This is a genomic window from Amycolatopsis sp. NBC_00345 (genome assembly GCF_036116635.1).
GTDB lineage: Bacteria > Actinomycetota > Actinomycetes > Mycobacteriales > Pseudonocardiaceae > Amycolatopsis.
Map to the genome: position 1 here is coordinate 10515190 of NZ_CP107995.1, position 25356 is coordinate 10540545.

The 25356-nt window shown below is 70.8% G+C and carries 22 protein-coding genes and 1 tRNA gene; 12 read left to right on the forward strand and 11 right to left on the reverse strand.

Features of this window, described 5'->3' with window-relative positions; translation table 11 throughout:
• The first annotated feature begins 22 nt into the window (after nt 1-22).
• Complete coding sequence (locus OG943_RS48125; RefSeq protein WP_328607548.1) at nt 23-622, forward strand: hypothetical protein; 600 nt, start codon at nt 23-25, stop codon at nt 620-622.
• A 95-nt stretch (nt 623-717) separates the two neighbouring features.
• Here OG943_RS48125 and OG943_RS48130 read toward each other — a convergent pair whose 3' ends face one another.
• The 5 genes from OG943_RS48130 to OG943_RS48150 form a co-directional block, all read right to left on the reverse strand.
• Nucleotides 718-1968, reverse strand: coding sequence for a beta-ketoacyl-[acyl-carrier-protein] synthase family protein (locus OG943_RS48130; protein WP_328607549.1), 1251 nt, complete (start codon nt 1966-1968; stop codon nt 718-720).
• A gap of 139 nt (nt 1969-2107) precedes the next feature.
• On the reverse strand, nt 2108-2353 hold the full coding sequence (locus tag OG943_RS48135; protein ID WP_091628111.1) for an acyl carrier protein: 246 nt from the start codon (nt 2351-2353) through the stop codon (nt 2108-2110).
• Between the two features lie 75 nt (nt 2354-2428).
• Nucleotides 2429-3412: a beta-ketoacyl-ACP synthase 3 gene (locus OG943_RS48140; RefSeq protein ID WP_328607550.1), complete on the reverse strand. Its 984-nt coding sequence runs from the start codon at nt 3410-3412 to the stop codon at nt 2429-2431.
• The gene (locus OG943_RS48145) at nt 3409-4332 is read right to left on the reverse strand and encodes an ACP S-malonyltransferase (RefSeq protein WP_328607551.1); all 924 of its coding nucleotides are present in this window, start codon (nt 4330-4332) and stop codon (nt 3409-3411) included. Before OG943_RS48145 ends, OG943_RS48140 begins: the two co-directional genes overlap by 4 nt.
• A gap of 230 nt (nt 4333-4562) precedes the next feature.
• Nucleotides 4563-5777, reverse strand: coding sequence for a PucR family transcriptional regulator (locus tag OG943_RS48150; RefSeq protein ID WP_328607552.1), 1215 nt, complete (start codon nt 5775-5777; stop codon nt 4563-4565).
• 148 nt (nt 5778-5925) lie between these two features.
• Here OG943_RS48150 and OG943_RS48155 point away from each other — a divergent pair, with 148 nt between their 5' ends.
• From OG943_RS48155 to OG943_RS48170, 4 genes are all read left to right on the forward strand, one after another.
• The gene (locus tag OG943_RS48155) at nt 5926-6849 is read left to right on the forward strand and encodes an ABC transporter ATP-binding protein (protein ID WP_328607553.1); all 924 of its coding nucleotides are present in this window, start codon (nt 5926-5928) and stop codon (nt 6847-6849) included.
• A complete protein-coding gene (locus OG943_RS48160) occupies nt 6846-8060 on the forward strand; it encodes an ABC transporter permease (RefSeq protein ID WP_328607554.1) in 1215 nt (404 codons plus the stop codon). The genes OG943_RS48155 and OG943_RS48160 overlap by 4 nt, the downstream gene beginning before the upstream one ends.
• Nucleotides 8061-8977: 917 nt before the next feature.
• The gene (locus OG943_RS48165) at nt 8978-9919 is read left to right on the forward strand and encodes a mechanosensitive ion channel family protein (RefSeq protein WP_328607555.1); all 942 of its coding nucleotides are present in this window, start codon (nt 8978-8980) and stop codon (nt 9917-9919) included.
• Nucleotides 9920-10325: 406 nt separating this feature from the next.
• Nucleotides 10326-10961 carry a nicotinamide mononucleotide transporter family protein gene (locus OG943_RS48170; RefSeq protein ID WP_328607556.1) on the forward strand — a complete coding sequence of 212 codons (636 nt, stop codon included), beginning with the start codon at nt 10326-10328 and terminating at the stop codon, nt 10959-10961.
• On the opposite strand, the gene OG943_RS48175 is transcribed toward OG943_RS48170, so the two are convergent.
• The 3 genes from OG943_RS48175 to aceE all read right to left on the reverse strand — a co-directional run bounded on the left by OG943_RS48175 (nt 10942) and on the right by aceE (nt 16954).
• Complete coding sequence (locus OG943_RS48175; protein ID WP_328607557.1) at nt 10942-12558, reverse strand: L-lactate permease; 1617 nt, start codon at nt 12556-12558, stop codon at nt 10942-10944. The two genes, OG943_RS48170 and OG943_RS48175, sit on opposite strands and share 20 nt — an antisense overlap.
• A 237-nt stretch (nt 12559-12795) precedes the next feature.
• Nucleotides 12796-14007: an alpha-hydroxy acid oxidase gene (locus tag OG943_RS48180; protein WP_328607558.1), complete on the reverse strand. Its 1212-nt coding sequence runs from the start codon at nt 14005-14007 to the stop codon at nt 12796-12798.
• A gap of 151 nt (nt 14008-14158) precedes the next feature.
• A complete protein-coding gene (gene aceE / locus OG943_RS48185) occupies nt 14159-16954 on the reverse strand; it encodes a pyruvate dehydrogenase (acetyl-transferring), homodimeric type (protein ID WP_328607559.1) in 2796 nt (931 codons plus the stop codon).
• Between the two features lie 419 nt (nt 16955-17373).
• Between aceE and OG943_RS48190 the strand changes: the two genes are divergently transcribed.
• The 3 genes from OG943_RS48190 (at nt 17374) to OG943_RS48200 (ending at nt 18473) form a co-directional block, all read left to right on the forward strand.
• Complete coding sequence (locus OG943_RS48190) at nt 17374-17808, forward strand: DUF3052 domain-containing protein (RefSeq protein ID WP_091628099.1); 435 nt, start codon at nt 17374-17376, stop codon at nt 17806-17808.
• 73 nt (nt 17809-17881) lie between these two features.
• Nucleotides 17882-18343, forward strand: coding sequence for a peroxiredoxin (locus OG943_RS48195; RefSeq protein WP_328607560.1), 462 nt, complete (start codon nt 17882-17884; stop codon nt 18341-18343).
• Between the two features lie 58 nt (nt 18344-18401).
• Nucleotides 18402-18473: transfer RNA gene (locus OG943_RS48200), tRNA-Val, on the forward strand.
• Between the two features lie 227 nt (nt 18474-18700).
• On the opposite strand, the gene OG943_RS48205 is transcribed toward OG943_RS48200, so the two are convergent.
• Nucleotides 18701-19258: a carboxymuconolactone decarboxylase family protein gene (locus tag OG943_RS48205; protein ID WP_328607561.1), complete on the reverse strand. Its 558-nt coding sequence runs from the start codon at nt 19256-19258 to the stop codon at nt 18701-18703.
• A 22-nt stretch (nt 19259-19280) separates the two neighbouring features.
• Here OG943_RS48205 and OG943_RS48210 point away from each other — a divergent pair, with 22 nt between their 5' ends.
• Nucleotides 19281-19790 (forward strand): MarR family winged helix-turn-helix transcriptional regulator, encoded by a 510-nt coding sequence (locus tag OG943_RS48210; protein ID WP_328612367.1) that lies wholly within the window; start codon nt 19281-19283, stop codon nt 19788-19790.
• Between the two features lie 36 nt (nt 19791-19826).
• Nucleotides 19827-20966: an acyl-CoA dehydrogenase family protein gene (locus tag OG943_RS48215; RefSeq protein ID WP_328612368.1), complete on the forward strand. Its 1140-nt coding sequence runs from the start codon at nt 19827-19829 to the stop codon at nt 20964-20966.
• Here the strand turns inward: OG943_RS48215 and OG943_RS48220 are convergent.
• Nucleotides 20945-22150 carry an aminotransferase class V-fold PLP-dependent enzyme gene (locus OG943_RS48220; protein WP_328607562.1) on the reverse strand — a complete coding sequence of 402 codons (1206 nt, stop codon included), beginning with the start codon at nt 22148-22150 and terminating at the stop codon, nt 20945-20947. The two genes, OG943_RS48215 and OG943_RS48220, sit on opposite strands and share 22 nt — an antisense overlap.
• Nucleotides 22151-22197: 47 nt before the next feature.
• Between OG943_RS48220 and OG943_RS48225 the strand changes: the two genes are divergently transcribed.
• Together OG943_RS48225 and OG943_RS48230 are read left to right on the forward strand one after the other, a co-directional pair.
• Nucleotides 22198-22821 (forward strand): GntR family transcriptional regulator, encoded by a 624-nt coding sequence (locus OG943_RS48225; RefSeq protein ID WP_328607563.1) that lies wholly within the window; start codon nt 22198-22200, stop codon nt 22819-22821.
• Nucleotides 22822-22826: 5 nt separating this feature from the next.
• The gene (locus tag OG943_RS48230; protein WP_328612369.1) at nt 22827-23594 is read left to right on the forward strand and encodes a metallophosphoesterase; all 768 of its coding nucleotides are present in this window, start codon (nt 22827-22829) and stop codon (nt 23592-23594) included.
• Here the strand turns inward: OG943_RS48230 and OG943_RS48235 are convergent.
• On the reverse strand, nt 23584-25209 hold the full coding sequence (locus tag OG943_RS48235) for a CocE/NonD family hydrolase (protein ID WP_328607564.1): 1626 nt from the start codon (nt 25207-25209) through the stop codon (nt 23584-23586). The genes OG943_RS48230 and OG943_RS48235 overlap by 11 nt on opposite strands.
• Nucleotides 25210-25356 lie beyond the last annotated feature (147 nt).

Sequence of the window (25356 nt, forward strand, 5' to 3'; positions counted from 1 at the left end):
GCGGGTGGGTACCCTCTCAGGGGTGACCGCCCAACCGCCCGCACACTCCCGCCAGCGGTGGCTGGTGCCCGTCCTGGTCGTGGTGCTGTCCCTCACCGTCGGTGGCGGCCTGCTCGCACGTGAGCTGTACCAGCGGCCGGAGCCGAAGCCCGCCGACGCCGCCGTGGTGGCCCCGTCCACGTCGGTGGAACCCGACGACCAGCCGGGGCCCGGCAAGGTCCAAGTCACCGACGACGTGGCGCACCATCCGCAGGACGAGGCGGTGCGCCCGGTCATCCAGGGGTACTTCGACTCGATCAACAACCGCAATTACGACGCCTGGAAGACGACGGTCAGCGTCCAGCGGGTGCAGCAGAAGCCGTCGGCCGAGGCCTGGGCGAAGGACTTCCGGTCCACGAAGGACGGCAGCATCCTCATCGAGCGGATCGAGCCCGCCCCGCACGGGTCGCTGCGCGTGCTGCTGGCGTTCAACAGCACGCAGTCGGTCGAAGACGCGCCGGCGAACTTCAAGAACGGGTGCATCCACTGGCGGCTCGTGCTGCCCATGGTCTTCCAGAACGGCGGCTTCAAGATCGACACCGTCGACAGCACCAGCCGCACGCCGGAGAGCGAAGCCTGCTGAGCCGCGGTTCCGGTAACCGGCGGCTTCACGTCCCAGGAAACAGAAAAGGGCCCTCCCCGCGTGGGGAAGGGCCCTTTTTCCGTAGTTCCGCCGGATCAGACGGCGGGGGTGAACAGCAGCGCGGTGTTGTGGCCGCCGAAGCCGAACGAGTTGCTGATCGCCGCGGTGATCTCCACCTTGCGGTTCTCGCCCGACACCACGTCGAGCTGGACCTTCGGGTCGAGCTCGCTGAGGTTCAGCGTCGCCGGCACCACACCCTCGTACATCGAGAGGATCGTGGCGATGCCCTCCACCGCGCCGGCGCCGCCGACGAGGTGGCCGAGGGCGCCCTTCGGCGCGGTGACCACCGGGTGGTCGCCGATGGCGGTCCGGATCGCGGCCGCTTCGCCGAGGTCACCGACCACAGTGGACGTGGCGTGGGCGTTCACGTGCCCGATGTCGGCCGGGGTCAGCCCGGCCAAGGCCATCGCCGCCCGCATGGCCGCGATCTGCCCGATGCCGTCCGGGTGGTTGCCGGTGATGTGGTAGCCGTCGGAAGTGATCCCGTAGCCGGCCAGCTTGGCGTAGACGCGCGCGCCGCGGGCCTTGGCGCGGTCGGCCCGCTCCAGCACCACGACGCCCGAGCCTTCACCGAGGACGAAGCCGTCACGGCTGACGTCGAACGGCCGTGAGGCGGCCGCCGGGTCGTCGTTGCGGGTCGACACCGTGCGCGCCTGGGCGAAGCCGGCCAGCGTGATCGGGTGGATGCACGCCTCGGCGCCGCCGGCGACCACGACGTCGGCCCGGCCGGACCGGATCATCTCGTAGCCGGTGGCGATGCCCTCGGCGCCGGAGGCGCACGCCGAGGCCGGGGAGTGCACGCCCGCGCGGGCCTTCAGGTCGATGCTCACGTGCGCGGCAGGCCCGTTGGGCATCAGCATCGGCACGGTGAGCGGGGAGACCTTGCGAATACCCTGCTGGTGCAACAGGTCGTTCTGGGTGAGCAGCGTCACCGGCCCGCCGACGCCGGTGCCGATCGAAACGCCGAGGCGCTCCGGTTCGACGTCGGTGTGCTCGTCGGTCTGCTCGGTGAAGCCGGCGTCGGCCCAGGCCTGCCGCGCGGCGATGATCGCCACCTGCTCGCACCGGTCCAGCCGCCGGGCCTGGACCCGCGGCAGCACCTCGGAGGGCTCGACGGCCAGCGTCGCCCCGATCTTCACGGGCAGGCCGAGTTCCTCGACCCAGTCCGCGGTCAGCGGGCGGATGCCGCTGCGACCGGCCAGCAGGCCGTCCCAAGTGGACGCGACGTCTCCGCCGAGCGGGGTGGTGGCCCCCATACCGGTGATCACGACGTCGATGTTGCTCATGCGCTTACCTCACTGGCGCTCGGTGTGGCCTGAGCCGGATGCGCAGTGCTCAATGGTTCACTCGCAAGCTCGCTCACAGGAGTCTCCCCAAGGTCCGGCTCCGGGCCGGGAAGCTTCCCGGTCCGGGTACGAAGAGGACTTAGTTCTGGTTGGCGGACACGTAGTTCACCGCGTCGCCAACGGTCTTCAGGTTGGCCAGCTCGTCGTCCGGGATCTTGACGCCGAACTTGTCCTCGGCCTGCACGGCGATCTCGACCATCGACAGCGAGTCGATGTCCAGGTCGTCCACGAACGACTTCTCGGCGGTGACGTCGTCCTGAGCCACACCGGCCACCTCTTCGACGATCTCGGCGAGGCCGGCGAGGATCTCAGCGTTGTCAGCCATGGGGGTTGTTCCCTTCTCGGTTCTTCTTTTGGTAGTCCACCCCGCGGGCACGGCGCCCGCGGGGAAAGTATCCACTCACGGGCAGAGGAAAGCCTGCCCGGCATACGAAAGCCCGGCGCCGAACCCGACCGCCAGCACGACGTCGCCGGACTTCGCGGTGCCCGCCTTGCGCATGTGGTCCAGCGCCAGCGGAATCGACGCCGACGAGGTGTTGCCGGAGTACTTGATGTCGTCGGCGACGACCATGTCCTCCCGGGCGCCCGCGGCCCGCAGCTTCTTGGCGATCGACTCGACGATGCGCAGGTTCGCCTGGTGCGGGATCAGCACGTCCACATCGGACGGCTGCAGGCCCGCGGCCTCCAGCGCGCGCAGGGCGATCGGCGCGATCTGCGTGGTCGCCCACCGGAAGACCGACTGGCCCTCCTGGTAGATGTACTTGCCGTCGCGCATGTAGATCAGGTCGACCAGGTCGCCCGCGCTGCCCCACACCACCGGGCCGATGCCCGGCTCGTCGGCACCGCCGACCACCGCGGCGCCCGCGCCGTCGGCGAAGATGATCGCGTTCGCGCGGTCGAGCGGGTCGACCGCGTCGGTGAGCTTCTCCGCGCCGATCACGAGGACCTTCTTCGCGGAGCCGGCCCGGATCAGGTCCGACGCCACGCCGAGGCCGTAGCAGAAGCCGGCGCACGCGGCGTTGAGGTCGAAGGCGCCGGGGCTCTGGATGCCGATCCGCGCGGCGACCTGGGCGGCCGCGTTCGGGATCTGCGTCGGCATCGTGCAGTTCGGCAGGATGACCGTGTCCACTTCGGACGGGTCGACGCCCGCGTCGGCCAGCGCGGCGGTGCCCGCGGCGACGGCGAAGTCGACCAGCAGCTCGTTCTTCTCCCCGAAGCGGCGCTCGATGATGCCGACGCGGTCGCGGATCCACTGGTCGTTGGTGTCCATGACCAGGGACAGGTCGTCGTTGGTGACGACCTTCTCCGGCTGGTGGCTCCCGGTGCCGAGGATCCGGGTGCTGCTCGGGCCGGCGGTCTGGCGCAGGCTGGGGCGGTCGGTCACTGGGCGTCCTCCTCGCGCAGCTTCGCCAGCTCGGCCGGCGTCTTCAGCGCGGTGGTAGTGGTGACGACACCCTTGAGCTGCCGCTTGACCAGGCCGGTCAGCGTGCCCGCGGGCGCGAGTTCGACTGTGCTGGTGACGCCGAGCGACACGAGGCCGTCCATGGTCAGGTCCCAGCGCACGGGGCGGGTGACCTGTGCGACGAGGCGGTCCAGGTACTCCGCGCCGCTGGTGATCACCTGACCGTCGGCATTGGACAGCAGCGGGCGGGCCGGGTCGGCCGGGGTGAGGCCGGCGGCGTGCTCGCGCAACGCTTCTTCCGCGGGCGCCATGTAAGACGTGTGGAAGGCGCCGGCCACCTTGAGCGCACGGATCTTCGTGCCCTTGAGCGGCTCCGCGACGATCCGTTCGATCGCCTCGGCCGAGCCGGACGCGACGATCTGGCCCGCGCCGTTCCGGTTGGCCGCGGCCAGGCCCTGCTCATCGAGCCACGCCACGACCTCCTCGGGGTCGCCGAGCATCACGGCGGCCATCGACGTGGGCTCCAGCGCGCAGGCCTTCGCCATCTCGGCGCCGCGCACGGCGGCCAGCGCCACGGCGTCGGCCGAGGTGAGCACCCCGGCGATCGCGGCCGCGGCCAGCTCGCCGACGGAGTGCCCGGCCACCGGCGCGTCGGCCGCCACCGGTGCGGCCTGCTGCAGGTGCTCGAACGAGAGCAGCGACAGCGCCACGATCAGCGGCTGCGCGACGGCGGTGTCCTGGATCTCCTCGGCCTCGGCCTCCGTGCCGAGGCGGAGCAGGTCGAGCCCGGCGCGGGCCGACCACTCGTCGACGCGCGCGCGGGCGCCGTCGAGCTCGAGCCACGGAGTGAGCATGCCGGGGGCCTGGGAGCCTTGACCCGGAGAGAGGACTGCGACTGTCACGTACCTATGACACCATGGGGACCCTCCCGGGCCGGATGCGGGCGGTCACCAAGTACGACCGGTGTAATTGGAGGAAACCTCCAAAGGCCCGCCGTGAATCTCCGCCCTTAACCCAGATGCCTTGTGGGATTCAACCATTGCTTGCCGTGAAGTCGGTCACGGGCGGTTCGGTCGCTGCCGCGGTGCGAACGGTCCCCTCGCGACACCGGGCCGCGGTATTTCCGGCCGGGTCACCAGAGACCGCGGGCCCGCGCCAGCCGGCCGACGGTCAGCGCGATCCGCAGGACCAGGGCGTCGCGGGGCTCGGTGGCGTTGCGGCCGGTCAGCTCGGCCGCCTTGCGCAGCCGGTAGCGCACCGTGTTGGGGTGGACGAACAGGGCCTGCGCACAGCGTTCCAGCACGCCGCCGGTCTCGAGGTAGGTCTCCACGGTGCGCTGCAACGCCGGGCCCGCCTCTTCGAGCGGGCGGGCGACGAGGTCCACCAGCAGCCGCTCGGCTTCCGGGTCGCCGGAGAGGGCGCGCTCGGGCAGCAGGTCCCCGGACCGGACCGGACGCGGGGCGCCCGGCCAGCCGACCACCGCGCGCAGCCCGGACAGCGCCTCGGCCGCGCTGTGGTGGGCCTCGGCCAGCGACGGGACGGTCGGGCCGGCCACCACCGGCCCCTCGGCGAACACCGCGGACATCCGGGAGAGCGTTTCGCGCTCCTTCGTCCCGCCGTCGGTGGGGCCGCCGATCACGATCACCAGCCGCGAGCCCTGCACCGAGAGCAGCACCGGCCGGCCGACGCGCGCGGCGCGGCTGCGGACCTCGAACACGACCGTCGGCGGGTCCTCCGAGGGCGGGTTGCCCACGAGCACTGTCGCGGCCGAGGCCGGGTCCCAGCCAAGCGCGGCGGCGCGGGAGAGCACGGCCTCCTCGGCGTCGCCGCGGACGATGCCGTCGACGACCAGCGCCTCCAGCCGCGCGTCCCACGCGCCGCGCGCTTCCGCTGCGGCGGCGTAGGAATTGGCCGCGGCGAAGGCGATTTCCCTGCCGTAGCGCAGGATTCCCTCGATCAGGGCCGCACGTTCGGCCTCGTTCGCGGCGAACTCCGGCAGCTGCTCCTCGAACACCTCGATCGCCAGCCGCACCATGCCGACGGCCTGGCGCAGGCTGACCCAGCGCGAAAGCTCGGCGGGCGCGTCGCGGAACGCCTCCGTGGTGAGCTTCAGCGCCTCCTTCGAGTCGCGCAGCCAGTCGACGAAGCCCGCCGCGCCGGCCTGCGTGATGAGCAGGACGCTCGCGCGCTGGTCCGCGGGCAGCCGCGCGAACCACACCAGCCGTTGCTCCATCACCGCGACGCTCGCGCTCGCGAGGCGCCCGGACGCGTGCTCCAACCCGCGCAGGGTCTTTGCGGACAGCCCGTGGTGCTTGGGCACCTGGCGCCCGGAACTCGTTTCAGCCATTTCGGGACCGATCCTACGGGGACGCCGCACCAGCAACTTTCGGCGGCGGACACGCAACCACGGGTGCTAGGAACAATCGACCGCCCTTCTCTACCATCACGGAAGGTGACAATCGTCACCGAAGACGAGGGCAAGGGGGGTCGGGGCCATGCCAGAGCCCGGACTGGAGATCGACTCGGTCTCCAAGCGCTACGGCACCGTGGTGGCGTTGGAAAAGATGACTTTCGAAGTACGACCTGGGGAACTCTTCGGTTTCGTCGGCAGCAACGGCGCCGGCAAGACCACCACCATGCGCATCGCCCTCGGCGTGCTTGCCGCCGACGCCGGCGAGGTGCGCTACGCCGGTGAGCCGGTGAACTACGAGACCCGCCGCCACATCGGGTACATGCCCGAAGAGCGAGGTCTGTACCCGAAGATGAAGGTCGGCGAGCAGCTGACGTATCTGGCCCGGCTGCACGGGATGTCGTTGTCCGACGCGAAGGCCTCCACCGAACGGTGGACCGAGCGGCTCGGCGTCGCCACGCGCCGTGACAGCGAGGTGCAGGCGCTGAGCCTCGGCAACCAGCAGCGGGTGCAGCTCGCCGCCGCGCTGGTGCACGAGCCGCGGATCCTCGTGCTGGACGAGCCGTTCTCCGGCCTCGACCCGGTCGCGGTGGACGTGATGAGCGCGGTGCTGCGGGAGAAGGCGGCCACGGGCGTGCCTGTCGTGTTCTCCAGCCACCAGCTCGATCTGGTGGAGCGCCTGTGCGACCGGATCGGGATCGTCCGAAGTGGACGGATGGTGGAGTCGGGATCCGTGGCGGAGCTGCGGTCCGGCGGCGCGGTCCGGCTGCTCGTCGACGCGCCGGAGGCCGCCGACGGCTGGGCCGCCGGGCTGCCCGGCGTGACCGTGCTCGGCCGCGAGGGCTCCGTGACCGAGGTGGAGCTGGGCGCCGGCGCGGACGACCAGGCCGTGCTGCGCGCGGCTCTGGCGACCGGGCCGGTGCGCGAGTTTTCGCGGAAGCTGCCCTCCCTGGCCGATCTCTTCCGCTCCGTCGTGAGCGAGCACAACACTCAGGAGGCGGCGGCATGAGCGAGCCCGATGTCCGGATGAGCACGCTTTCGGCGGTCGGCCTGGTGGCCTCGCGCGAGATCGGCACGCGGGTGAAGTCGAAGGCCTACCGGATCAGCACCTTGATCATGCTGATCCTCGTCGTCGCCGTGACGGTGGTGTTCAAGATCATCGGCAGCGGCAGCGGTACCGACGCCACCGTCGGCTTCGTGCCCGCGGCCGCCCCGCTCGCGGCACCGGTGACGGCCACGGCGAAGTCGATCGGCAAGAACGTCGCCACCCAGCAGGTGCCCGACCAGCAGGCCGGCGTCGCGAAGCTGAACGACGGCTCGATCGACGCGCTGCTGGTGCAGGACGCGCAGCGGGTGCACGTCCAGGTGAAGAAGGATCTCGACCCGACGCTGAAAAACGTGCTGAACGTGGTGGCCGGGCAGATCGCCCTCAGCGAGCAGATCCGCGGCCTCGGCGGCGATCCGGCGAAGATCGGGGCCGCCGTCGACAGCGCTTCGATCGACGAGCTGCCGCCGCTGCAGCAGCCGTACAACTACGACAGCCAGCAGCTCATTCTCGGCATCATCGCCGGGATCCTCATCTACATGTCGCTGATGTTGAACGGCCAGAGCGTGGCGCAGGGCGTGGTCGAGGAGAAGACGTCCCGCGTGGTCGAGCTGCTGCTGTCCACGATCAAGCCGTGGCAGCTGATGGCGGGCAAGGTGCTCGGCATCGGCACGGTGGGGCTGATCCAGATGCTGGCGATCGGCGTGGTCGGGCTGGCCGCGGGGCTGGGCCTGGGGGTGCTGACCATCTCGTTGTCGGCGGCCATCGGCACCGTGGTGTGGCTGATCGTCTGGTACCTGCTCGGCTTCTTCATGTACTCGATCGTCTTCGCCGCGCTCGGCGCGCTCGTCTCCCGTCAGGAGGACGTCGGCGGCGCGACGATGCCGGCGCTGATGCTGGTGATCGCCGGCTACGTGGTCGGCATCTCGGTGCTGCCCTCGGACCCGTCGAACTCGTTCGCCGAGGTCCTGTCGGTGATCCCGGTCTTCGCACCGACGCTGATGCCGATGCGGCTGGCGATGGGCGGGGTGCCGGTGTGGGAGGCCGTGTTGTCGGTGGGGCTCGTGGTGCTGCTGATCCCGGCGCTGATCTGGCTGGCCGCGCGGATCTACCGCAACGCCGTGATGCGCACCGGCGCGAAGGTGAAGCTGCGGGACGCGTTGAGCGCTGCCTGAGTGGTTTCGGTGGGGCACGGGTGGCCACGAGCGTCCGGGGGCGTGAGTGGCCACTCGTGTGTCCGGGTGGTTCGCGGGCGTGGGTGGCTGCGCGTGTGTCCCGGTGGTGCTGGTTCGGGCGATGGGGTGGCTACCTGCGTGCTCACCTGGTGACGGTGGGTGCGAGTGGCCACTAACCACTCGCACCTCACCTTCGCCGCCCGGGCTGCTCACCCCGCGTCAGCACGCCCCTTAAACCACTCCGGCCCACAGCGTCACCACGCGCACCGCCCACTCGCGCGAGCGCGCGGGTAACCCGTGCCGGCGCGGGTGAGCGGTCCGCGTGGCGTTGATGGGGCGCGGGGCGCTCGCGGCGGGCGAATGGTCGTGAGCGTGTTCGCGTGGTGACGGTTCGGCGCGAGTGGTCGGCAGCGCGCTTTGTGTGGTGCCTGTTAAATCGCGAGCGGCCGTGTGCGTGTCCACGCCGGGATGCGTGGTGATGATTGGGCCGAATGGCCGCGCGCTGGTCCGTCGGGCGGGAGCGGCCGCAACTATGCCGTTAACTGTGCCGCCTGGTCAGGGCCGCGAGCGCGAGTGACCACAAACGCGCCTGCCTGCTGATGGCGTAACCGTGGTGAACAAGCGCCGTCGGCCGGGGAAACCCGAAGCGTATTCGCAGCGCGACGGCGCGCGTACGCGCTGAATACCTCCGGGAAATGCTCGAGGCCGCCCGGCGCTTGCGGTTTTCGCTGCGCCGGACGGCCTCGTCTCCCCGGTCCCCACCGGTAGTACAAGTATGGCCGTCATTGATCTTCCCGCGCCAGTCTTCTCACTCGATCGTGGTGCACAGCACTCTCCTTCGCTGGGTACCTGGTCAACGAACCGGTGCAGAGCGGACGCAGCCGGATTCGAAGCCGACCACGGCGAAGGGAGCCCGCGTGGGTGAGCAATTGAAGGACGGACTCGGACAGGCCTGGAATCTGGTGGCCACGTTCGTCCCGAAACTCGTCGGATTTCTGATCATCCTGTTCATCGGCTGGCTGATCGCGAAAGCCGTGTCCAAAGCACTCGCACTGGTGCTCGGAAAGCTCGGATTCTCGCGGCTGATCGAGAAGACCGGGCTCACCGGAATGATGAAGCAGGCGAATGTGGACGCCACCGGCATCCTGGTCAAACTCGTCTACTACTTCATTCTGCTGATCGCCCTCCAGCTGGCGTTCGGCGTGTTCGGCCAGTCGAACCCGGTCAGCCAGCTGCTGAACGAGATCATCGCGTTCCTGCCGCGGATCCTGGTGGCGCTGGTGCTGATCGTGGTGGCCGCGGCCATCGCCAAGGTGGTGCGTGACGTGGTCACGTCCGCGATGTCGGCCCGTCCCGCGGGCCGTCTGCTCGGGACCGTCGCCTACTGGCTGATCATGGCGTTCGGCATCATCGCGGCGCTGGGCCAGGTGAACATCGCGACGGCGGTGACGGGCCCGGTGCTGATCGCCGTGCTCGCGACCATCGGCGGGGTTGTCGTGGTCGGCTTCGGCGGCGGCCTGATCAAGCCGGCCCAGGACCGCTGGGGTGGCTGGCTCGCCAACCTCCAGGGCCAGCTCGGCAACAGCGACGGCAACGGCACCCAGCCGCGCCAGGTCGGCGGCCAGGCCCAGACACAGCAGGCCCAGGCTCAGCAGGCCCAGACGCAGCAGGCCCAAGGCCAGCAGGCTCAGACGCGACAGACCCAAGGCCAGCAAACCCAGGCTCAGCCGACGCAAGCGCAGCCGACGCGAGCCCAGGCCCAGCCGACGCAGGCCCAGGCCGCCCACGCGGGCAACGGCCACCAGCCCGGCTCCGACACACCGACCCCGCCCGCCGGGTTCGGCCGCGTCGAGCGCTGAGCTTCCCCTCGGCGAGGGTCCGGTGCATCGGGTGGGCACCGGACCTTCGCCGTTCCCGGGCCAGGCACTCCTGCACGCCGAGCGTGCCCCCGGGCCCCGGCCATGCCTGCTCAACTGCTCTGCCCGGCGGCCTTGTCGTGCCGCCGCGCCCGGCTGCCCGGCTCTGCCGCCGCGCTCTGCCGCCGCGCACCGCCGCCCGGCTCAGCCGCCGCGCATGGCCGCGGGCCAAGCCGCTCGGTCCCACAGCCCGGCCCAGCGTCCCGCTCAGCCGCTTCGCGAAGCCGTGCCCACCCAGTCGCCTCACGCAGGGCGTCCCACGAGACGGGATGTCGCTCGCCTCACAACGGTGGGGGAATTGCCCCGCGGTGCTGCATGTTGGGAGCGGTAGACCGGAAGGGGTGGGGACGTGGACTTCCTGCTGCATCACGGCGTGACCGTGCTGGGCCAGTGGATCTCGATCGCGGAGCTGGCGGGCCAGGTGTTCGCGCTCGCTGTGGTGTTCCTCGCCGAGCGGCGGACGCTGTGGACGTGGCCGGTGCAGGTCGGCGCCACTGTGCTGCTGTTCTCCGTTTACCTCTCCGCGCACCTCGGCGGCCTGGCCAGCCGCCAGATCGCCATCCTCGTCATTTCGCTCTACGGCTGGTGGGCGTGGAACCGCCGCAGCGACCCGGTGTACGGCGTGGTCGTGCGTAAGGGCCGCTGGATCGAGCGGTCCGCGATGCTCGCCGGCTTCGTCGCCGGCACCGTGGTCATGGCGCTCGCACTGCAGGCGCTGAACGCCTCGTGGGCGCCGTGGCCGGACGCCGCGATCTTCGTCGGCACGCTGGTGGCCTTCGCCGCCCAGGGCGCCGGGCTGGTGGAGTTCTGGCTGGTCTGGCTGGTGGTCGACGCGATCGGCGTGCCGCTGCAGATCTCGTCCGGGCTGTACTTCTCCGCGGCCATCTACATCGTCTTCGCCGCGCTGGTCGTGCACGGCTGGTGGAGCTGGAACCGCACGGCCAAGAGCGTCCACCGGCAGCCGGTCACGGCAGCATCCAGCTGAGCACCGGGGTGCTCTGGCCGAACACGATCAGGCACATCACCAGCAGCAGGCCCACGCTCCACGGCAGCACCTTCCGCAGCAGCTTGCCCTCCTCGCCGGGCAGGTTCGCCGCCACGCAGGCGATGGTGAGGTTCTGCGGCGAGATCATCTTGCCCAGCACGCCGCCGGAGCTGTTCGCCGCCGCCAGCAGGTCGGCGGGCAGCCCGGTCTGGTGCGCGGCCGTCACCTGAAGGGCGCCGAACAGCGCGTTGGCCGACGTGTCCGAGCCGGAGACGGCGACCCCGAACCAGCCGAGCACCGGCGAAAGGAACGCCAGCCCGGCGCCCGCCGCCGCGATGAACGTGCCGATGGTGGTGGTCTGCCCGGACAGGTTCATCACGTACGCCAGCGCGAGCACCCCCGTCACCGTGAGGATCGCGAAGCGCAGCTCCTTCACTGTCGCCAGCCACTCCGCGCCGGCGCCGCTCGCCGTGACCTTCAGTGCGATCACCGTGATGACCCCGGCCAGCAGCACGAGCGTGCCGCCGGTGTTGAGGAACGGCAGCGAGAAACTGTTGCCGGACACGGCCTTCCCGTCGGGGCTGTGCACGTCGAGGCCGGCCCAGTGGAACTTCCAGGTGGCCCGGTCGAGCAGGCTCTTCACCGGCGGCACCTGCGCGAGCGAGAAGACCACGATGATCAGCGCGTACGGCAGGTAGGCGCGGACGACCTCGCCGCGCTCGTCCGGCCGGTCGAGCGTCTCGGTCCGGGTGCCGGTGAGCACCTGCGCTCGGACCTCTTCGGGCACCGCGCGCCGGGTCATCGGCAGCGCGACCAGCGCCGCGGCCCCGGCGAGCGCGGCGCCGATGTCGGCCAGCTGCGGCGAAACGAAGTTGGACGCGAGGAACTGCACCAGCCCGAACGCGATCCCGCAGACCAGCGCCGGCACCCACGTCTCACGCAGGCCGCGGCGGCCGTCGACGATGATCACCAGCAGCAGCGGCACGAACAGCGCGAGCAACGGCGTCTGCCGCCCGACGATCGACGACACCTGCTCCAGCGGCAGCCCGGTGACCTGCGCGAGCGTCACCACCGGGGTGCCCATCGCGCCGAACGCCACCGGCGCGGTGTTCGCCACCAGCGCGACCACCGCCGCCTTGGCCGGGCCGAAGCCCACGGCCACGAGCATCACCGCGCTGATCGCCACCGGCGCGCCGAACCCGGCCAGCGCCTCCATCAGCGCCCCGAAGCAGAACGCGATGATCAGCGCCTGGATCCGCGGATCGTCGGAGACTCGGCCGAACGAGCGGCGCAGCACGTCGAAGTGGCCCGTGCGCACGGTGACCCGGTAGACCCACAGCGCGTTGACCACGATCCACAGAATGGGGAACAGTCCGAAGGCGGCGCCCTGCAGCGCGCCGGAGATCGCCTGGCCCACGGGCATGCCGAACACCACGGTGGCCACGACCAGCGCGACCACCAGGCCGATCAGCGCGGCGTGGTGCGCCTTGGCCCGGACCACGCCGAGCAGCACCAGCACCACGGCCAGCGGGATGATCGCGACCAGCGCGGAGACGGCGAGGGAACCGGCCAGCGGGGTGGGCTCCTGCACGAACAAGCCGACCTCCGGGGGACCGATGCTTCCGCATCGCGGCCCACACATCTCAAAGAAGGGCATTTCACGAGGTGGCTGAGATACTGGTCACAACCCCACACTCCGGTCAACCCGTGTCGCACGACCGGCCCAGTCCGCCCGGAACGCCCCAATGTGGCGTTCGGTGCGTCCAACGCACCCAATGTGGCGTTCGGTGCGTTGAACGCAACCAACGCCACATTGGGGCGCTTCGAACAGGGGTCAGCGCAGGGTCGCGTGCGAGGGCCGGAGGTCTTCGATCCGCCGGACGCCCAGCAGCTGCATGGTCCGGACCATCTCGGTGCGCAGGATGTCGACGCACCGCTGCACCCCGCGCTCGCCGCCGGCCATCAGGCCGTACAGGAACGCGCGGCCGATCAGCACGGCGTCCGCGCCGCGGGCGAGCGCGGCCACGATGTCGCCGCCGGAGAGGATGCCGGTGTCGATCCACACCTCGGCGCTGCCCTGCAGCTCGTCGAGCACGGCGGGCAGCAGCTCGATCGGCGTCGGCGCGCGGTCGAGCTGGCGGCCGCCGTGGTTGGACAGCACCACGCCGTCGGCCCCGTGTTTCACCATGTCACGGGCGTCGTCGACGTTCTGGACGCCCTTGATCACCAGCTTGCCCGGCCAGGTGCGGCGCACCCAGTCGAGGTCGTCGAAGTCGAGCGTCGGGTCGAACAGCTTGTCCAGCAGCTCGGCCACGGTGCCGCCGAAATGGTTGAGAGAGGCGAAGGTCAGCGGTTCGGTGGTGAGCAGGTTGATCCACCACGCGGGGTGCATCGCGCCGTTGGCGAACGTCTTGAGTGTGAGCGCGGGCGGGATGGTCAGCCCGTTGCGGACGTCGCGCAGGCGGGCGCCGGCGACCGGGGTGTCGACGGTCAGCAGCAGGGTGTCGTAGCCGTTCTCCCACGCCCGATTCATCAGATCTTCGCCGGCGCCGTGGTCGTTCCAGACGTAGAGCTGGAACCACCGGCGCGCGCCCGGCGCGGCCTCGGCGAGGTCCTCGATCGAGGTGGTGCCCATCGTGGACAGGCCGATCGGGAGGCCGTTGCGCTCGGCCACCCGCCCCACCGCGCGCTCGCCCTCGTGCTGCATCATCCGGGTGAACCCGGTGGGCGCGAACGCGAACGGCAGCTCCGAGCGCCGGCCGAGGATCTCCTTGCTGGTGTCCACATCGGACACGCCCCGCAGCACGTTGGGGTGGAACTCCACGCGCCGGTAGGCCTGACGGGCGCGGCGGAGGCTGTCCTCCAGCTCCGCGGCGCCGTCGGTGTAGTCGAACGCGGCGCGCGGGGTGCGCTTGCGCGCGATCATCCGCAGGTCGGCGATCGTGTGCGCGCCGGCCAGCCGCCGGTCGGTCGGGTTGAGCACGACCGGCTTCGGCCGCAGGATCTGCTTCAGTTCGCTCGGCCGCGGCAGGCGACGCTGGGTCACGCTCGATCACCCTTCCTCAGACATCCGGAATACATCCGACCTCTACCCTAGACGGCCGGGTGGGAAGTCGGCACGCCCCTGCAGACGAAGAGACCCTCCGGGACATTGTGCGTCCGGGAGGGTCCCTTGCGACCAGGCGATGACTACGCGGTTACGCGCTGCCCGAGTCCGAGGTCTGCGGCCCCGCGGCGGACACGTCGTCGATGCGGTACTTGCGCGCCGCCTCGATCACCTTGTCCTGCGCGACCTCGCCGCGCTTGGCCAGCGCGGTCAGCGCGCCGACCACGATCGACTCGGCGTCGACCAGGAACTTGCGCCGCGCCGCCGGGCGGGTGTCGGAGAAGCCGAACCCGTCCGTGCCGAGCGTGAGCATGTCCGTGGGCACCCACGGGCGGATCAGGTCCGGCACCGCGCGCATCCAGTCCGACACCGCCACGATCGGGCCGCTCACACCCGAGAGCACCTCGGTCACGTACGGCACGCGCGGGGTGTCGCCCGGGTACAGCAGGTTGTCGTGGTCGATCGCCACGGCCTCGCGGCGCAGCTCGGTCCACGACGTCGCCGACCACACGGCCGCCCGCACGCCCCACTCGTCGGCCAGCATCTTCTGGGCCTTGAGCGCGTCCGGCATCGTGACGCCGGAGACCAGGATCTGCGCCTCCGGGCCGTCGCCGGCCGGGGCCTCGGAGTACTTGTAGAGGCCCCTGAGCAGGCCGTCCACGTCGAGGTTCTCCGGCTCGGCGGGCTGCTGGTACGGCTCGTTGTAGATCGTCATGTAGTAGAAGACGTTCTCGCCGTTGCCGTCCGGGCCCGTCTCGCCGTACATCCGGCGCAGGCCGTCCTTGACGATGTGCGCGATCTCGTACGAGTAAGCCGCGTCGTAGGCCACCACCGCCGGGTTGGTCGCCGCCAGCAGCAGCGAGTGCCCGTCGGCGTGCTGCAGGCCCTCACCGGTCAGCGTGGTGCGGCCCGCGGTGGCGCCGAGCACGAAGCCGCGGGCCATCTGGTCCGCCGCCGCGTACAGGCCGTCGCCGGTGCGCTGGAACCCGAACATCGAATAGAAGATGTAGATCGGGATCATCGGTTCGCCGTGCGTGGCGTACGAGGTGCCGACGGCAGTGAACGACGCGGTCGAGCCCGCCTCGTTGATGCCCTCGTGCAGGATGACGCCCTTCTCGGACTCCTTGTACGCCAGCATCAGGCTCGCGTCGACCGAGGTGTAGGTCTGGCCGTGCGGGTTGTAGATCTTGGCCGTCGGGAACATCGAGTCGAGGCCGAACGTGCGGGCCTCGTCCGGGATGATCGGCACGATCCGCTTGCCGATCTCGGAGTCCTTCGCCAGCTCGCGCACCAGCCGGACGAACGCCATCGTGGTGGCGACCTCCTGCTTGCCCGAGCCCTTGCGGACGCCTTCGTAGACCTTGTCGCCGGGCAGCACGAGCGCCTTCGCCGACTTCGGCCGGCGCTCCGGCAGGAACCCGCCGAGCGTCTTGCGGCGCCCGACCATGTACTCGATCTCCGGCGAGTTCGCGCCCGGGTGGTAGTACGGCGGCAGCTTCGGGTCGCGCTCCAGCTCCTCGTCGCTGATCGGGATCCGCTGGGAGTCGCGGAACAGCTTGAGGTCGTCGAGCGTGAGCTTCTTCATCTGGTGCGTGGCGTTGCGGCCCTCGAACGACGGGCCGAGGCCGTAGCCCTTGATGGTGTGGGCGAGGATCACCGTCGGCTGGCCGTTGTGCTCCATGGCCGCCTTGTACGCCGCGTACACCTTGCGGTAGTCGTGGCCGCCGCGCTTGAGATTCCAGACGTCGGCGTCGGACAGGTCGCTGACCAGCTCCTTCGTCCGCGGGTCGCGGCCGAAGAAGTGCTCGCGGACGAACGCGCCGTCGTTGGCCTTGTACGTCTGGAAGTCGCCGTCCGGCGTGGTGTTCATCAGGTTGACCAGCGCGCCGTCACGGTCGGCGTGCAGCAGCGAGTCCCACTCGCGGCCCCAGATGACCTTGATCACGTTCCAGCCCGCGCCGCGGAAGTACGACTCCAGCTCCTGGATGATCTTGCCGTTGCCGCGCACCGGGCCGTCGAGCCGCTGCAGGTTGCAGTTGATCACGAAGGTCAGGTTGTCCAGGCCCTCGCCCGCGGCCACGTGGATCAGTCCGCGCGACTCCGGCTCGTCCATCTCGCCGTCGCCGAGGAACGCCCAGACGTGCTGGTCGCTGGTGTCCTTGATGCCGCGGTCGCGCAGGTAGCGGTTGAACCGGGCCTGGTAGATGGCGTTCATCGGGCCGAGGCCCATGGACACCGTCGGGTTCTCCCAGAACTCCGGCATCAGCCGCGGGTGCGGGTACGACGGCAGGCCGCCGCCCTCACCGGCGTGCGAGTACTCCTGGCGGAAGCCGTCGAGCTGCTGCTCGGACAGGCGGCCCTCCAGGAACGCGCGGGCGTAGACACCCGGCGACGCGTGGCCCTGGATGTAGATCTGGTCGCCGCCGCCGGAGTGGTCCTTGCCGCGGAAGAAGTGGTTGAAGCCCACCTCGTACAGCGCCGCGGACGACGCGTAGGTGGAGATGTGCCCACCGACGCCGACCCCCGGCCGCTGCGCGCGGTGCACCATGATGGCCGCGTTCCACCGGATGTACGCACGGTAACGACGTTCGATCTCCTCGTCGCCGGGGAACCAGGGTTCGTTCTCCGTGGGGATCGTGTTGACGTAGTCCGTGGAGGTCAGGGCGGGCACGCCGACGTTGCGCTCCCGCGCGCGCTCCAGGAGGCGCAGCATCAGGTACCGGGCACGCTGCTGACCACCCCTGGCCAGCGCCTCGTCGAAGGAGTCCAGCCACTCGGCCGTCTCCTCCGTGTCGATGTCGGGCAGGTGCGCCGCCAGTCCGTCACGGATGACGCGTACGCGTGCCGGGGTCTCCTTGCCGGAGGCGCCGTCGTTCTGCGGGGCCAAGGGGTCTCCTTGTAGCTGGTTGTGCTCTTGGGCGGGAGTGTTCGCCTCTACCCATCGTCGCCCCCGGCTCGCCTCCCGTCACCACTACTGGGCGGTAACAAAGGTCGACCCGGACGCGCCACTCCCCGCGTGCGGTGTAACGCGCGCGCGTTTTTCTCCTCCAGCCTAGGGGAGAGGTTTCCGGGACCCACCGGAGCGGTCGTGGGACACTAGTCGCGGACACCCGTCCTGGAGTCGCGTTGCGGCCCCGGGGGCCCCTACGCTGCGACACGAGTTGTCAAAGATCCGGTGTGGACGGTTGCGCGCAGCGCCGCGCCAGTGTTCGCTATGACAACCGTGTACCCCGAGTGTGGCGGTCCGTCCCGGTCCGAAGGGCCGAAGGAACGCCACGCTCCGTCGTAGTTGGAGGAGTGGAAGCAGTGGTCGCCGCGGGAGACGCCGGCAGTGCCAGCGTCGCCGAGAGGCTTGGCATCAAGCCGGACATGGTGGTCCAGGAGATCGGCTGGGACGAGGACGTCGATGAAGACGTTCGCGCGGCGATCGAAGAGGAGATCGGTGGTGAGCTCCTGGACGAGGACGCCGACGACGTCGTCGAGGTCGTGCTGCTCTGGTGGCGCGAAGACGACGGCGACCTGGGCGACACCCTCATCGAGGTCAGGACCCCGCTGGACGAGAACGGCGTGATCTGGGTGCTGACCCCGAAGACGGGTCAGCCAGGGCACGTCGAACCGAGCGAGATCGCCGAAGCCGTGCCGCAGGTCGGCCTGGCGCAGACCGCCAACATCAGCGTGAGCGCCGACTGGGTCGGCACGAGGCTGGTGTCGCCGAAGTCCTCGAAGGCCAAACAGCGCTGAGCCCGGGCCTGCGCCGCTGACACGATAGGGTTGTCGGCGCAGGCACGTGTTCGCTCCGGAGAGGAATCGCCGCATGGCCGTCGAGGTCGGCTCACCAGCCCCTGACTTCACGCTCAATGACTACAACAAGCAGCCCGTCACCTTGTCGTCCTTCAAGGGCGAAAAGCCGGTGCTGCTGGTGTTCTTCCCGTTCGCTTTCAGCGGGGTCTGCACCGGGGAGCTCTGCCAGCTTCGTGACGAGTTCTCGGACTACGACACCAAGGGCGTGCAGGTCCTCGGCGTCTCGTGTGACGCGGTCTTCTCGCTGAAGGTCTGGGCCGAGCAGGAGAACTACCAGTTCCCGCTGCTCTCGGACTTCTGGCCGCACGGCGAGGTGGCGCAGTCCTACGGCGTCTTCAACGACAAGGCCGGCCTCGCGCTGCGTGGCACCTTCCTGATCGACACCGACGGTGTGGTGCGCTTCGCGGAGGTCAACCAGCCCGGCGAGGCCCGTGACCAGCAGGCCTGGAAGAAGGCCGTGGCCGAACTGGCCTGACGATCTTCCCGGCGACGCCCGCGGCCTGGTTCGTTACGGGCCGCGGGCGTCGTCACAGGGGCGCATAGCTCAGCGGAAGAGCACTCGGTTTACACCCGAGCGGTCGCAGGTTCGAACCCTGCTGCGCCCACCGAAAGACGAGATCCCACCGGAACGAGATGAAGGCCTCCAGCCCGACCGTCGTCGGGGTGGAGGCCTTCGTGCTGCTGACGCTTAGCTGTCCGGCGCCGGGTCTGCCCCCTCGACAGGCCCGGCCACCGCGCAGCGCGCCGCGGGTAGCACTGTTGAGGAGACCGGCCGAGGGCCGCGAGATACATCTTTAGCTTGGTCCGAACGGGTGATCTTCGGAGTGGAAAATTATTCGCCGCCGGAGCCCGTCCAGGCGTGCTCGGCCAGGCTCGGGTGCAGCGGGGCGGCCACGAGGCGGTTCGCGAACGTCGACATCGTGTAAGTGCCGATGCCGAGCACCACTTCCAGCGCCTGCTGCGGTGTGTAACCCGCCGCGAGGAACGCGTCCAGGTCCGCCGGCGGCACGTCGCCCGTCGTCTCGAGCACTCTCAGGACGAAGGCGCGGAGGGCTTCCAAGCCGGGCGACGGCAGTACGGACGACGAGCGCAACGCCGTCACGACGTCGGCCGGCGCGCCCAGTTTCACCAGCTTCGCGGTGTGCATCGCCACGCAGAAGTGACACTCGTTGCGGGTCGCGATGGTGAGGATCAGCGTCTCGCGCTCCAGCGGCGCCAGCGTGGTCGTCTCGAAGAGCGCGCTGAGCTTCAGGAATCCGTTCAGCAGCTCCGGCGACGTCGCCAGGCGGGCGACGGCGGCGGGCACGTCGCCGAATTGGGCGGCGGTCGCCGCGAGGGCGCGGCGCGCGGACGGCGGGGCGGTGTCGACGGTGTGGCCGGGGAAGTGCACGGGGGAGCTCCTTGCTCGTAAGATAGACAACGTGGTTGACCAAAACGTAAACCAGGTTGTCGAATCTGGCAAGCGGGATACTCCCGGCTTCGAGCTGCCCTTGCTGCTGTTCGGCGGATTTCGCACGATCGTCGACCGCCTGCACGCCGAGCTCGCGCGCCAGGGCCACCCCGGCGTCCGCCCCGCGCACGGCTTCGCCATGCAGGCGATCGGGCTGGACGGGGCCACGGCGTCGGAACTCGGACGGCGACTCGGCGTCTCCAAGCAGGCCGCGGGCAAGACCGTCGACCGCCTGGCCCAGCTCGGGTACGCCGAACGCGCCGACGATCCCGCCGACGCGCGGCGCAAGATCGTCCGCCTGACGCCACGGGGCCTCGACTCGCTTCGCCGCTCCGCCGCGATCTTCGACGAGCTGCGCGCGGAGTGGGTCCGCGCGCTCGGCGCCGAGCGCGTCCGCGCGATCGAAGCCGACCTGCGCGCCGTGGTGCCCGCCGACGGGTTCCGCGTCGACGTCGCGGGCTGGTTCGGCTGAGCTAGCGTGAGGCTTCAGGACGACGTGGAGGTGCGGGTGGACGCCGAGGACTTCGGACAGGTATTGGCCGCCGTGCGCGAGTTCGTGCGCAAGGAGGTCGTGCCCCGGGAGACCGAGATCGACGAGCGGGACGAGATCCCCGCCGAGATCCGGGAGAAGGCCGCCGGGCTCGGCCTGTTCGGCTGGGCGCTGCCGGAGGAGTACGGCGGGCTCGGGCTGGGCATGGCCGAGGACGTCCGGCTCGCGGTCGAGCTGGGCTACACGACCCCGGCGTTCCGCTCGTTGTTCGGCACCAACAACGGCATCGCGGGCCAGGCGATCGTCGCCTACGGCACGCCGGACCAGCGCACCCGCTGGCTGCCGCGGCTCGCCGCCGGGCAGACGATCGCGTCGTTCGCGCTGACCGAGGCCGAGGCGGGCTCGGACCCGAGCGGGCTGACCAGCCGCGCCGTGCGTGACGGCGAGGTCTTCCGGCTCAACGGCGCCAAGCGCTTCATCACCAACGCGCCGCTCGCTGAGCTGTTCGTGGTGTTCGCCCGCACCGAACCGGGCAGCACCGGCCGGCACGGGATCTCCGCACTGCTCGTGCCCGCCGGCTCGAAGGGCGTCACCGTCGGGCCGCACGACAAGAAGATGGGCCAGGCCGGCGCGTGGACCGCCGAGGTGTTCTTCGACGACGTCGAGGTGCCGGTGTCCGCGCTCGTCGGCGAGGAGGGCCAGGGCTACCGGATCGCGATGGCGTCACTGGCCCGCGGCCGGCTGCACATCGCCGCGCTGTGCGTCGGCATGGCGGAGCGGGCGCTGGGCGAGGCGGTCGACTACGCCCGCACCGCGCGTCAGGGCGGTCGGCCGATCGGCGAGTACCAGCTGGTGCAGGCCCTGCTGGCCGAGTCGCACGCCGAGCTCGCCGCCGGGCGCGCGATGGTGCACGAGGCCGCCGCGGCGTACGACTCGGGCGAGGACCGGAAGCTCGGCCCGTCCTCGGCGAAGCTGTTCTGCACGGAGATGCTCGGCCGCGTCGCCGACCGCGCCGTGCAGGTGCACGGCGGGGCCGGCTACCTGCGCGGCGTCACGGTCGAGCGGATCTACCGCGACGCGCGGCTGTTCCGGATCTACGAAGGCACGAGCGAGATCCAGAAGCTCGTCATCGCCCGTCAGCTGCTCCGGGAGTCCTGAGCCAGCCCGGTCACTTCGCGTACGAGCCGGTCGATCTCGTCCTCGTTGTTGTAGTAGTGCACCGACGCGCGGACCAGGTCGGGCAGGCCACGGGCGGTGAAGTCGTACTGCGCGGACGTCGCGTGGGTGACGCTGGTGTTGATCTTCGCCGCCGTCAGCCGGGCCTTGACCTGCTCGGCCGGCATCCCGGCGAGGCTGAACGTGACCAGCCCGCACCGGCGCGTCCCCACGTCGTGCACCCGCACTCCGGGGATCTCGCCGAAACGTGACCGCATCGTGGCGGCCAGTGCGGCGACGCGCTCTTCGATCGCCGGCAGGCCCCACTCCAGCGCGTAGTCGACGGCGGCGCCGAGGCCGAGCACGGCGGCGAAGTCGCGCTCCCAGACCTCGAACCGCTTCGCCGTCGGGTCCACCACGTACTCCGTCGGCGACTCCCAGCTGGCGGAGTGCAGGTCGAGCATCGCCGGCTCCAGCCGGTCGCGCAGCCGCGGGTGCACGTAGAGGAAGCCGGTGCCACGGGGCCCGCGCAGGTACTTGCGGCCGGTGGCGCTCAGCGCGTCGCACCGGATGCGGGTGACGTCGAGGTCGATCTGCCCGGCCGACTGGCACGCGTCGAGCAGGAACGGGACGCCCGCGGCCGACGTCACCGCGCCGATCTCCTCGGCCGGGTTCACCAGCCCGCCCTGCGTCGGCACGTGGCTGACGGCGACGAGCTTCACGTCGTCGTCGATCCGGGCGCGCAGGTCGTCGACGTCGAGCTGGCCGCCGGCGTCGTCGGCCACCACCTCCACGCGGGCGCCGGTGCGACGCGCGATCTGCAGGAAAGCGATCGCGTTGCTCGCGTACTCGGCGCGCGAGGTCAGGATCCGGTCGCCGGGCTTGAACGGCAGCGCGTAGAACACCGCCTGCCACGAACGGGTCGCGTTGTCCGTCAGCGCGATGTCGTCGACGTCCGCGTTGAGCAGCCGCGCGACCGACGCGTACACCGCGTCCGTGCGCTCGGCCGCCGCGGCGGCGGCCTCGTAACCGCCGACCAGCGCCTCGTGACGCAGGTAATCGACCATCGTGTCGGTGACTCGCGCTGGCGGGAGCGCGGAGCCGGCGTTGTTGAAGTGGGCGACGCCGGTGCAGCCGGGCGTCTCCGCTCGGGCGCGGGCGATGTCGTCGGGCTGGAAACTGACCATGTCCAACTGAATACAGTAACTTCTTTCTGTATGCAATACTGAGTGACATGACCAAGCGACTCCTGCGTGGTGACCTCATCGAGGAGATCACCACACAAGTGCTCGACGGCCGCCTGCTCGCCGACGCCCGGATCAACGAGGTGCACCTGGCGCGCGAACTCGGGGTCAGCCGGACCCCGTTGCGCGAGGCGCTGATCGGGCTGGCCGACCGCGGGCTGCTGGTCGCCGCGCCGGGCCGCGGGTTCCTCGTCGCGCCGTTCGACCCGGAGGAGGCCCGGCAGCTTTACCCGCTCGTGGCCGAGCTGGAGTCGCTCGCCCTGCGCTGGACCTCGCCGCTCGACCTGTCGTCGCTGCCGGACCGGCTCGACCTGCTGGCCGACGAGATGGCGGCACTGCCCGCCGGGTCCGATCTGTCCGCTGTGGACGATCGCTGGCACGCGCTGTTGTTGTCCCGCTGTGGAAACCCGCACCTGATGCGGCTGATCGACCAGACCAAACCACTGCTCAAACGGTACGAGTCCGTGTACTTCGGCGGCGCGGAACGTGCGGCCGAGAGCATCGTCGAGCACCGGCGGATCGCGGCCGCACTTCGCGACGGCGACCTGCCCGGCGCGTCGGCCCTGCTCATCCGTAACTGGGTCAAAGCATTGGCCTACATAGAAAGGGGCTGATCCACATCAAGGTCTTCGCGCACCTGTCCGACATCCACCTCGACGGCGGCGAGCGTGCCGACGCCCGCGCGGCAGCGGTGCTGGACTACCTGGGGAACCTCGCCCGGCCGGTGGAGGCTGTGCTCGTCACCGGCGACATCGCCGACCACGGCTTGCCCGAGGAGTACCGCCGGGCCGCCGAACTGCTCAAGAACCCCGCGCCGGTGCTCGTCTGCCCCGGCAACCACGACGTCCGCGCGCCGTTCCGCGAGATCCTGCTGGAGCTGCCGCCGGGCGACGCGCCGGTGAACGTGGCGGCGGACATCGGGGGCGTCCTGGTCGCGATGTGCGACTCGTCCATCCCGGGCCGGGGCGCCGGCTACCTCGCCGACGAGACGCTGGCCTGGCTCGACGAGGTGCTCACCGGTCACGACGGGCCGTCGCTCGTCGCGTTCCACCACCCGCCGGTCGAGGTCGGCGTCCCGCTCGTGGACGCCATCCGCCAGACCGGCGAGGAGCGGCTGGCCGAGGTCGTCCGCCGGCACCCGGGCATCGCCGGGCTGCTCTGCGGCCACGTCCACACCGGGGCGGGCACGACGTTCGCGGGAGTGCCCGTGCGCGTCGCGCCCGGTGTCGTGTCCGGCTCGCTGCTGCCGGTCGAGCCCGGCGCCGACCGCGGCTGGGACGAGGGCGGCCCGCTCGACTTCGAGCGGCCGCCGTCGCTGCTGCTGCACGTGCTGCACGACGACGGCCGGCTCACCAGTCACCAGCGGGTGGTGCCGTTCACGGGGTGAAGACGGGCAGCGTGATCCGCGACGGGTGCGCCGCGTCGTGGAACACCTCGAACCGGTTCGGCTTGCCGTCGACGGCGGCGGCCACCGGTTCGCCGGTGCCGTGGTTGCGGGCGAAGCGCGGGAACGCGCCGCCCGCGACCTGCACGCGCAGCCGGTGCCCGCGGCGGAAGCGGTAGGCCGTCGGGTCCAGCGGGACCTCCGCCGTCGCCACGCCGTCGGCGTCGGCATCCGGGTGGCCGGGGCGCAGCCGCAGGATGCCTTCGGTGACGTTGCGGGAGAGGCCGCCCGCGTCGACGTCGCAGACGCGCACGTACACGTCCGCGTGGCCGAGTTCGGTGCGCACGAACACGGTGGCGCTCACGTCGCCGATCACGTCGAGGTCGTTCACCAGCGGCTCGCCGGTGAACACCAGCACGTCGTCGCGCGCCTCGATGTCCTTGTTGTCCTGCTGCTTGTTGTCGCCGGAGAGCAGCGGGCCGCCGACGGCGGGCGTCGGGTCCGCCGGGTCGTAGGTGAACGGCGTCGGCCGGGATTCGGAGTCGAAGGCCTCGCCCAGGCCGCCGACCGGGCGCAGGTGCGAGGGCGTGGCCGTCGACGCGGGCGGCCACTGCTCGAAGTCGAGCCAGGTCGAGGCCTGCTGCAGGAAGATCCGCACGGGGGAGCGCTGCAGCTGCGTGCGGTCGCCGGCCAGGTGCGCGCGCAGGAAGCCCAGCTGGTCCTGGATCATCACGCGCAGGCTGGCCGGCTCGCCGTGCGACCACGGGCCGATGGTGATCCGCGGCGCGCGCCCGGCCTCCTGCAGCGTGACGAAGTCCCGCAGCTGGCCGCGGATGAACAGGTCGTACCAGCCGGTCACCATGCTCACCGGCACGGTCAGGCCCGCCACCTCGGCGCTGTGGTCGGACATGGCCCAGTAGTCGTCGCCGGGCTCCGCGTGCTCGGTGACGTCCTTGAGGAACCGCACCGGCTTGCCGACGGCGGCGACGTCGGCCCCGCTCACCGGCAGGTGCGCCATGGCCGTGCGGGTCTTGCGGGTCTGGAACGGGTTCGGCAGCGCGGCCAGCCGCTCCTCCTGCCGTCCGATCAACGCCGACCACGACACCATGTCGTCCGCCGCGAGCACCCCGCCCGGGTAGAACGCGCTGATGAACTCCGACGACGTGATGCCGAGGCACATCGCCTCCAGCGGCGGGTCGAGGTACGGCCCGACCGCCCACTGCGTGTGCCCGAGGTAGCTTGCGCCCGCCATGGCCAGGTGCCCGTCGCACCACGGCTGCGCGCGCAGCCACTCGGCGGTCGCGACGCCGTCCTCGCGTTCGAGGTGGAACGGCCGGAAGTCACCCTCCGAGCCGAAGCTGCCGCGGGTGCTCTGGATGACCGTCTGCAGCCCGTGGCGTGCGAACGTGTCGCCGAACAGCTTCGACAGCAGACCGGTGCGGCCGTACGGCGTGCGGATCAGCACCACCGGCGCGGAGTGCGCGCCGACCGGCGCGTAGCGGTCGGCCAGCAGGTGGATGCCGTCGGGCATCGGGACCCGCAGGTTCCTGGTGACCACCGGCGCCGGGCCCTCGGCCTTCGGCAGGCCCAGCAGCCGGTCGACGAGACGGTTCAGCACAGAGGTCCCCTTTCACACGGCGTGGCTGTGTCGTTCGTTGCCGATCCGACGGCCATCCTCGGCGGAAACGGGTCCCTACCGGCAGGTCGGCTGCAGCCCGTGTCCGCCTGCTTTCGGTCGGATCGGCAACTCTCCCCGAAGCTACCC

What these genes read in the sequence shown, in the direction of transcription:
- OG943_RS48225 (WP_328607563.1), top strand. Translation starts at nt 22,198, where the DNA reads ATGACCAAGCGACTCCTGCGTGGTGACCTCATCGAGGAGATCACCACA.
- OG943_RS48195 (WP_328607560.1), top strand. Translation starts at nt 17,882, where the DNA reads ATGGCCGTCGAGGTCGGCTCACCAGCCCCTGACTTCACGCTCAATGAC.
- OG943_RS48135 (WP_091628111.1), bottom strand. Translation starts at nt 2,353, where the DNA reads ATGGCTGACAACGCTGAGATCCTCGCCGGCCTCGCCGAGATCGTCGAA.
- OG943_RS48130 (WP_328607549.1), bottom strand. Translation starts at nt 1,968, where the DNA reads ATGAGCAACATCGACGTCGTGATCACCGGTATGGGGGCCACCACCCCG.
- OG943_RS48160 (WP_328607554.1), top strand. Translation starts at nt 6,846, where the DNA reads ATGAGCGAGCCCGATGTCCGGATGAGCACGCTTTCGGCGGTCGGCCTG.
- OG943_RS48155 (WP_328607553.1), top strand. Translation starts at nt 5,926, where the DNA reads ATGCCAGAGCCCGGACTGGAGATCGACTCGGTCTCCAAGCGCTACGGC.
- OG943_RS48150 (WP_328607552.1), bottom strand. Translation starts at nt 5,777, where the DNA reads ATGGCTGAAACGAGTTCCGGGCGCCAGGTGCCCAAGCACCACGGGCTG.
- OG943_RS48220 (WP_328607562.1), bottom strand. Translation starts at nt 22,150, where the DNA reads ATGGTCAGTTTCCAGCCCGACGACATCGCCCGCGCCCGAGCGGAGACG.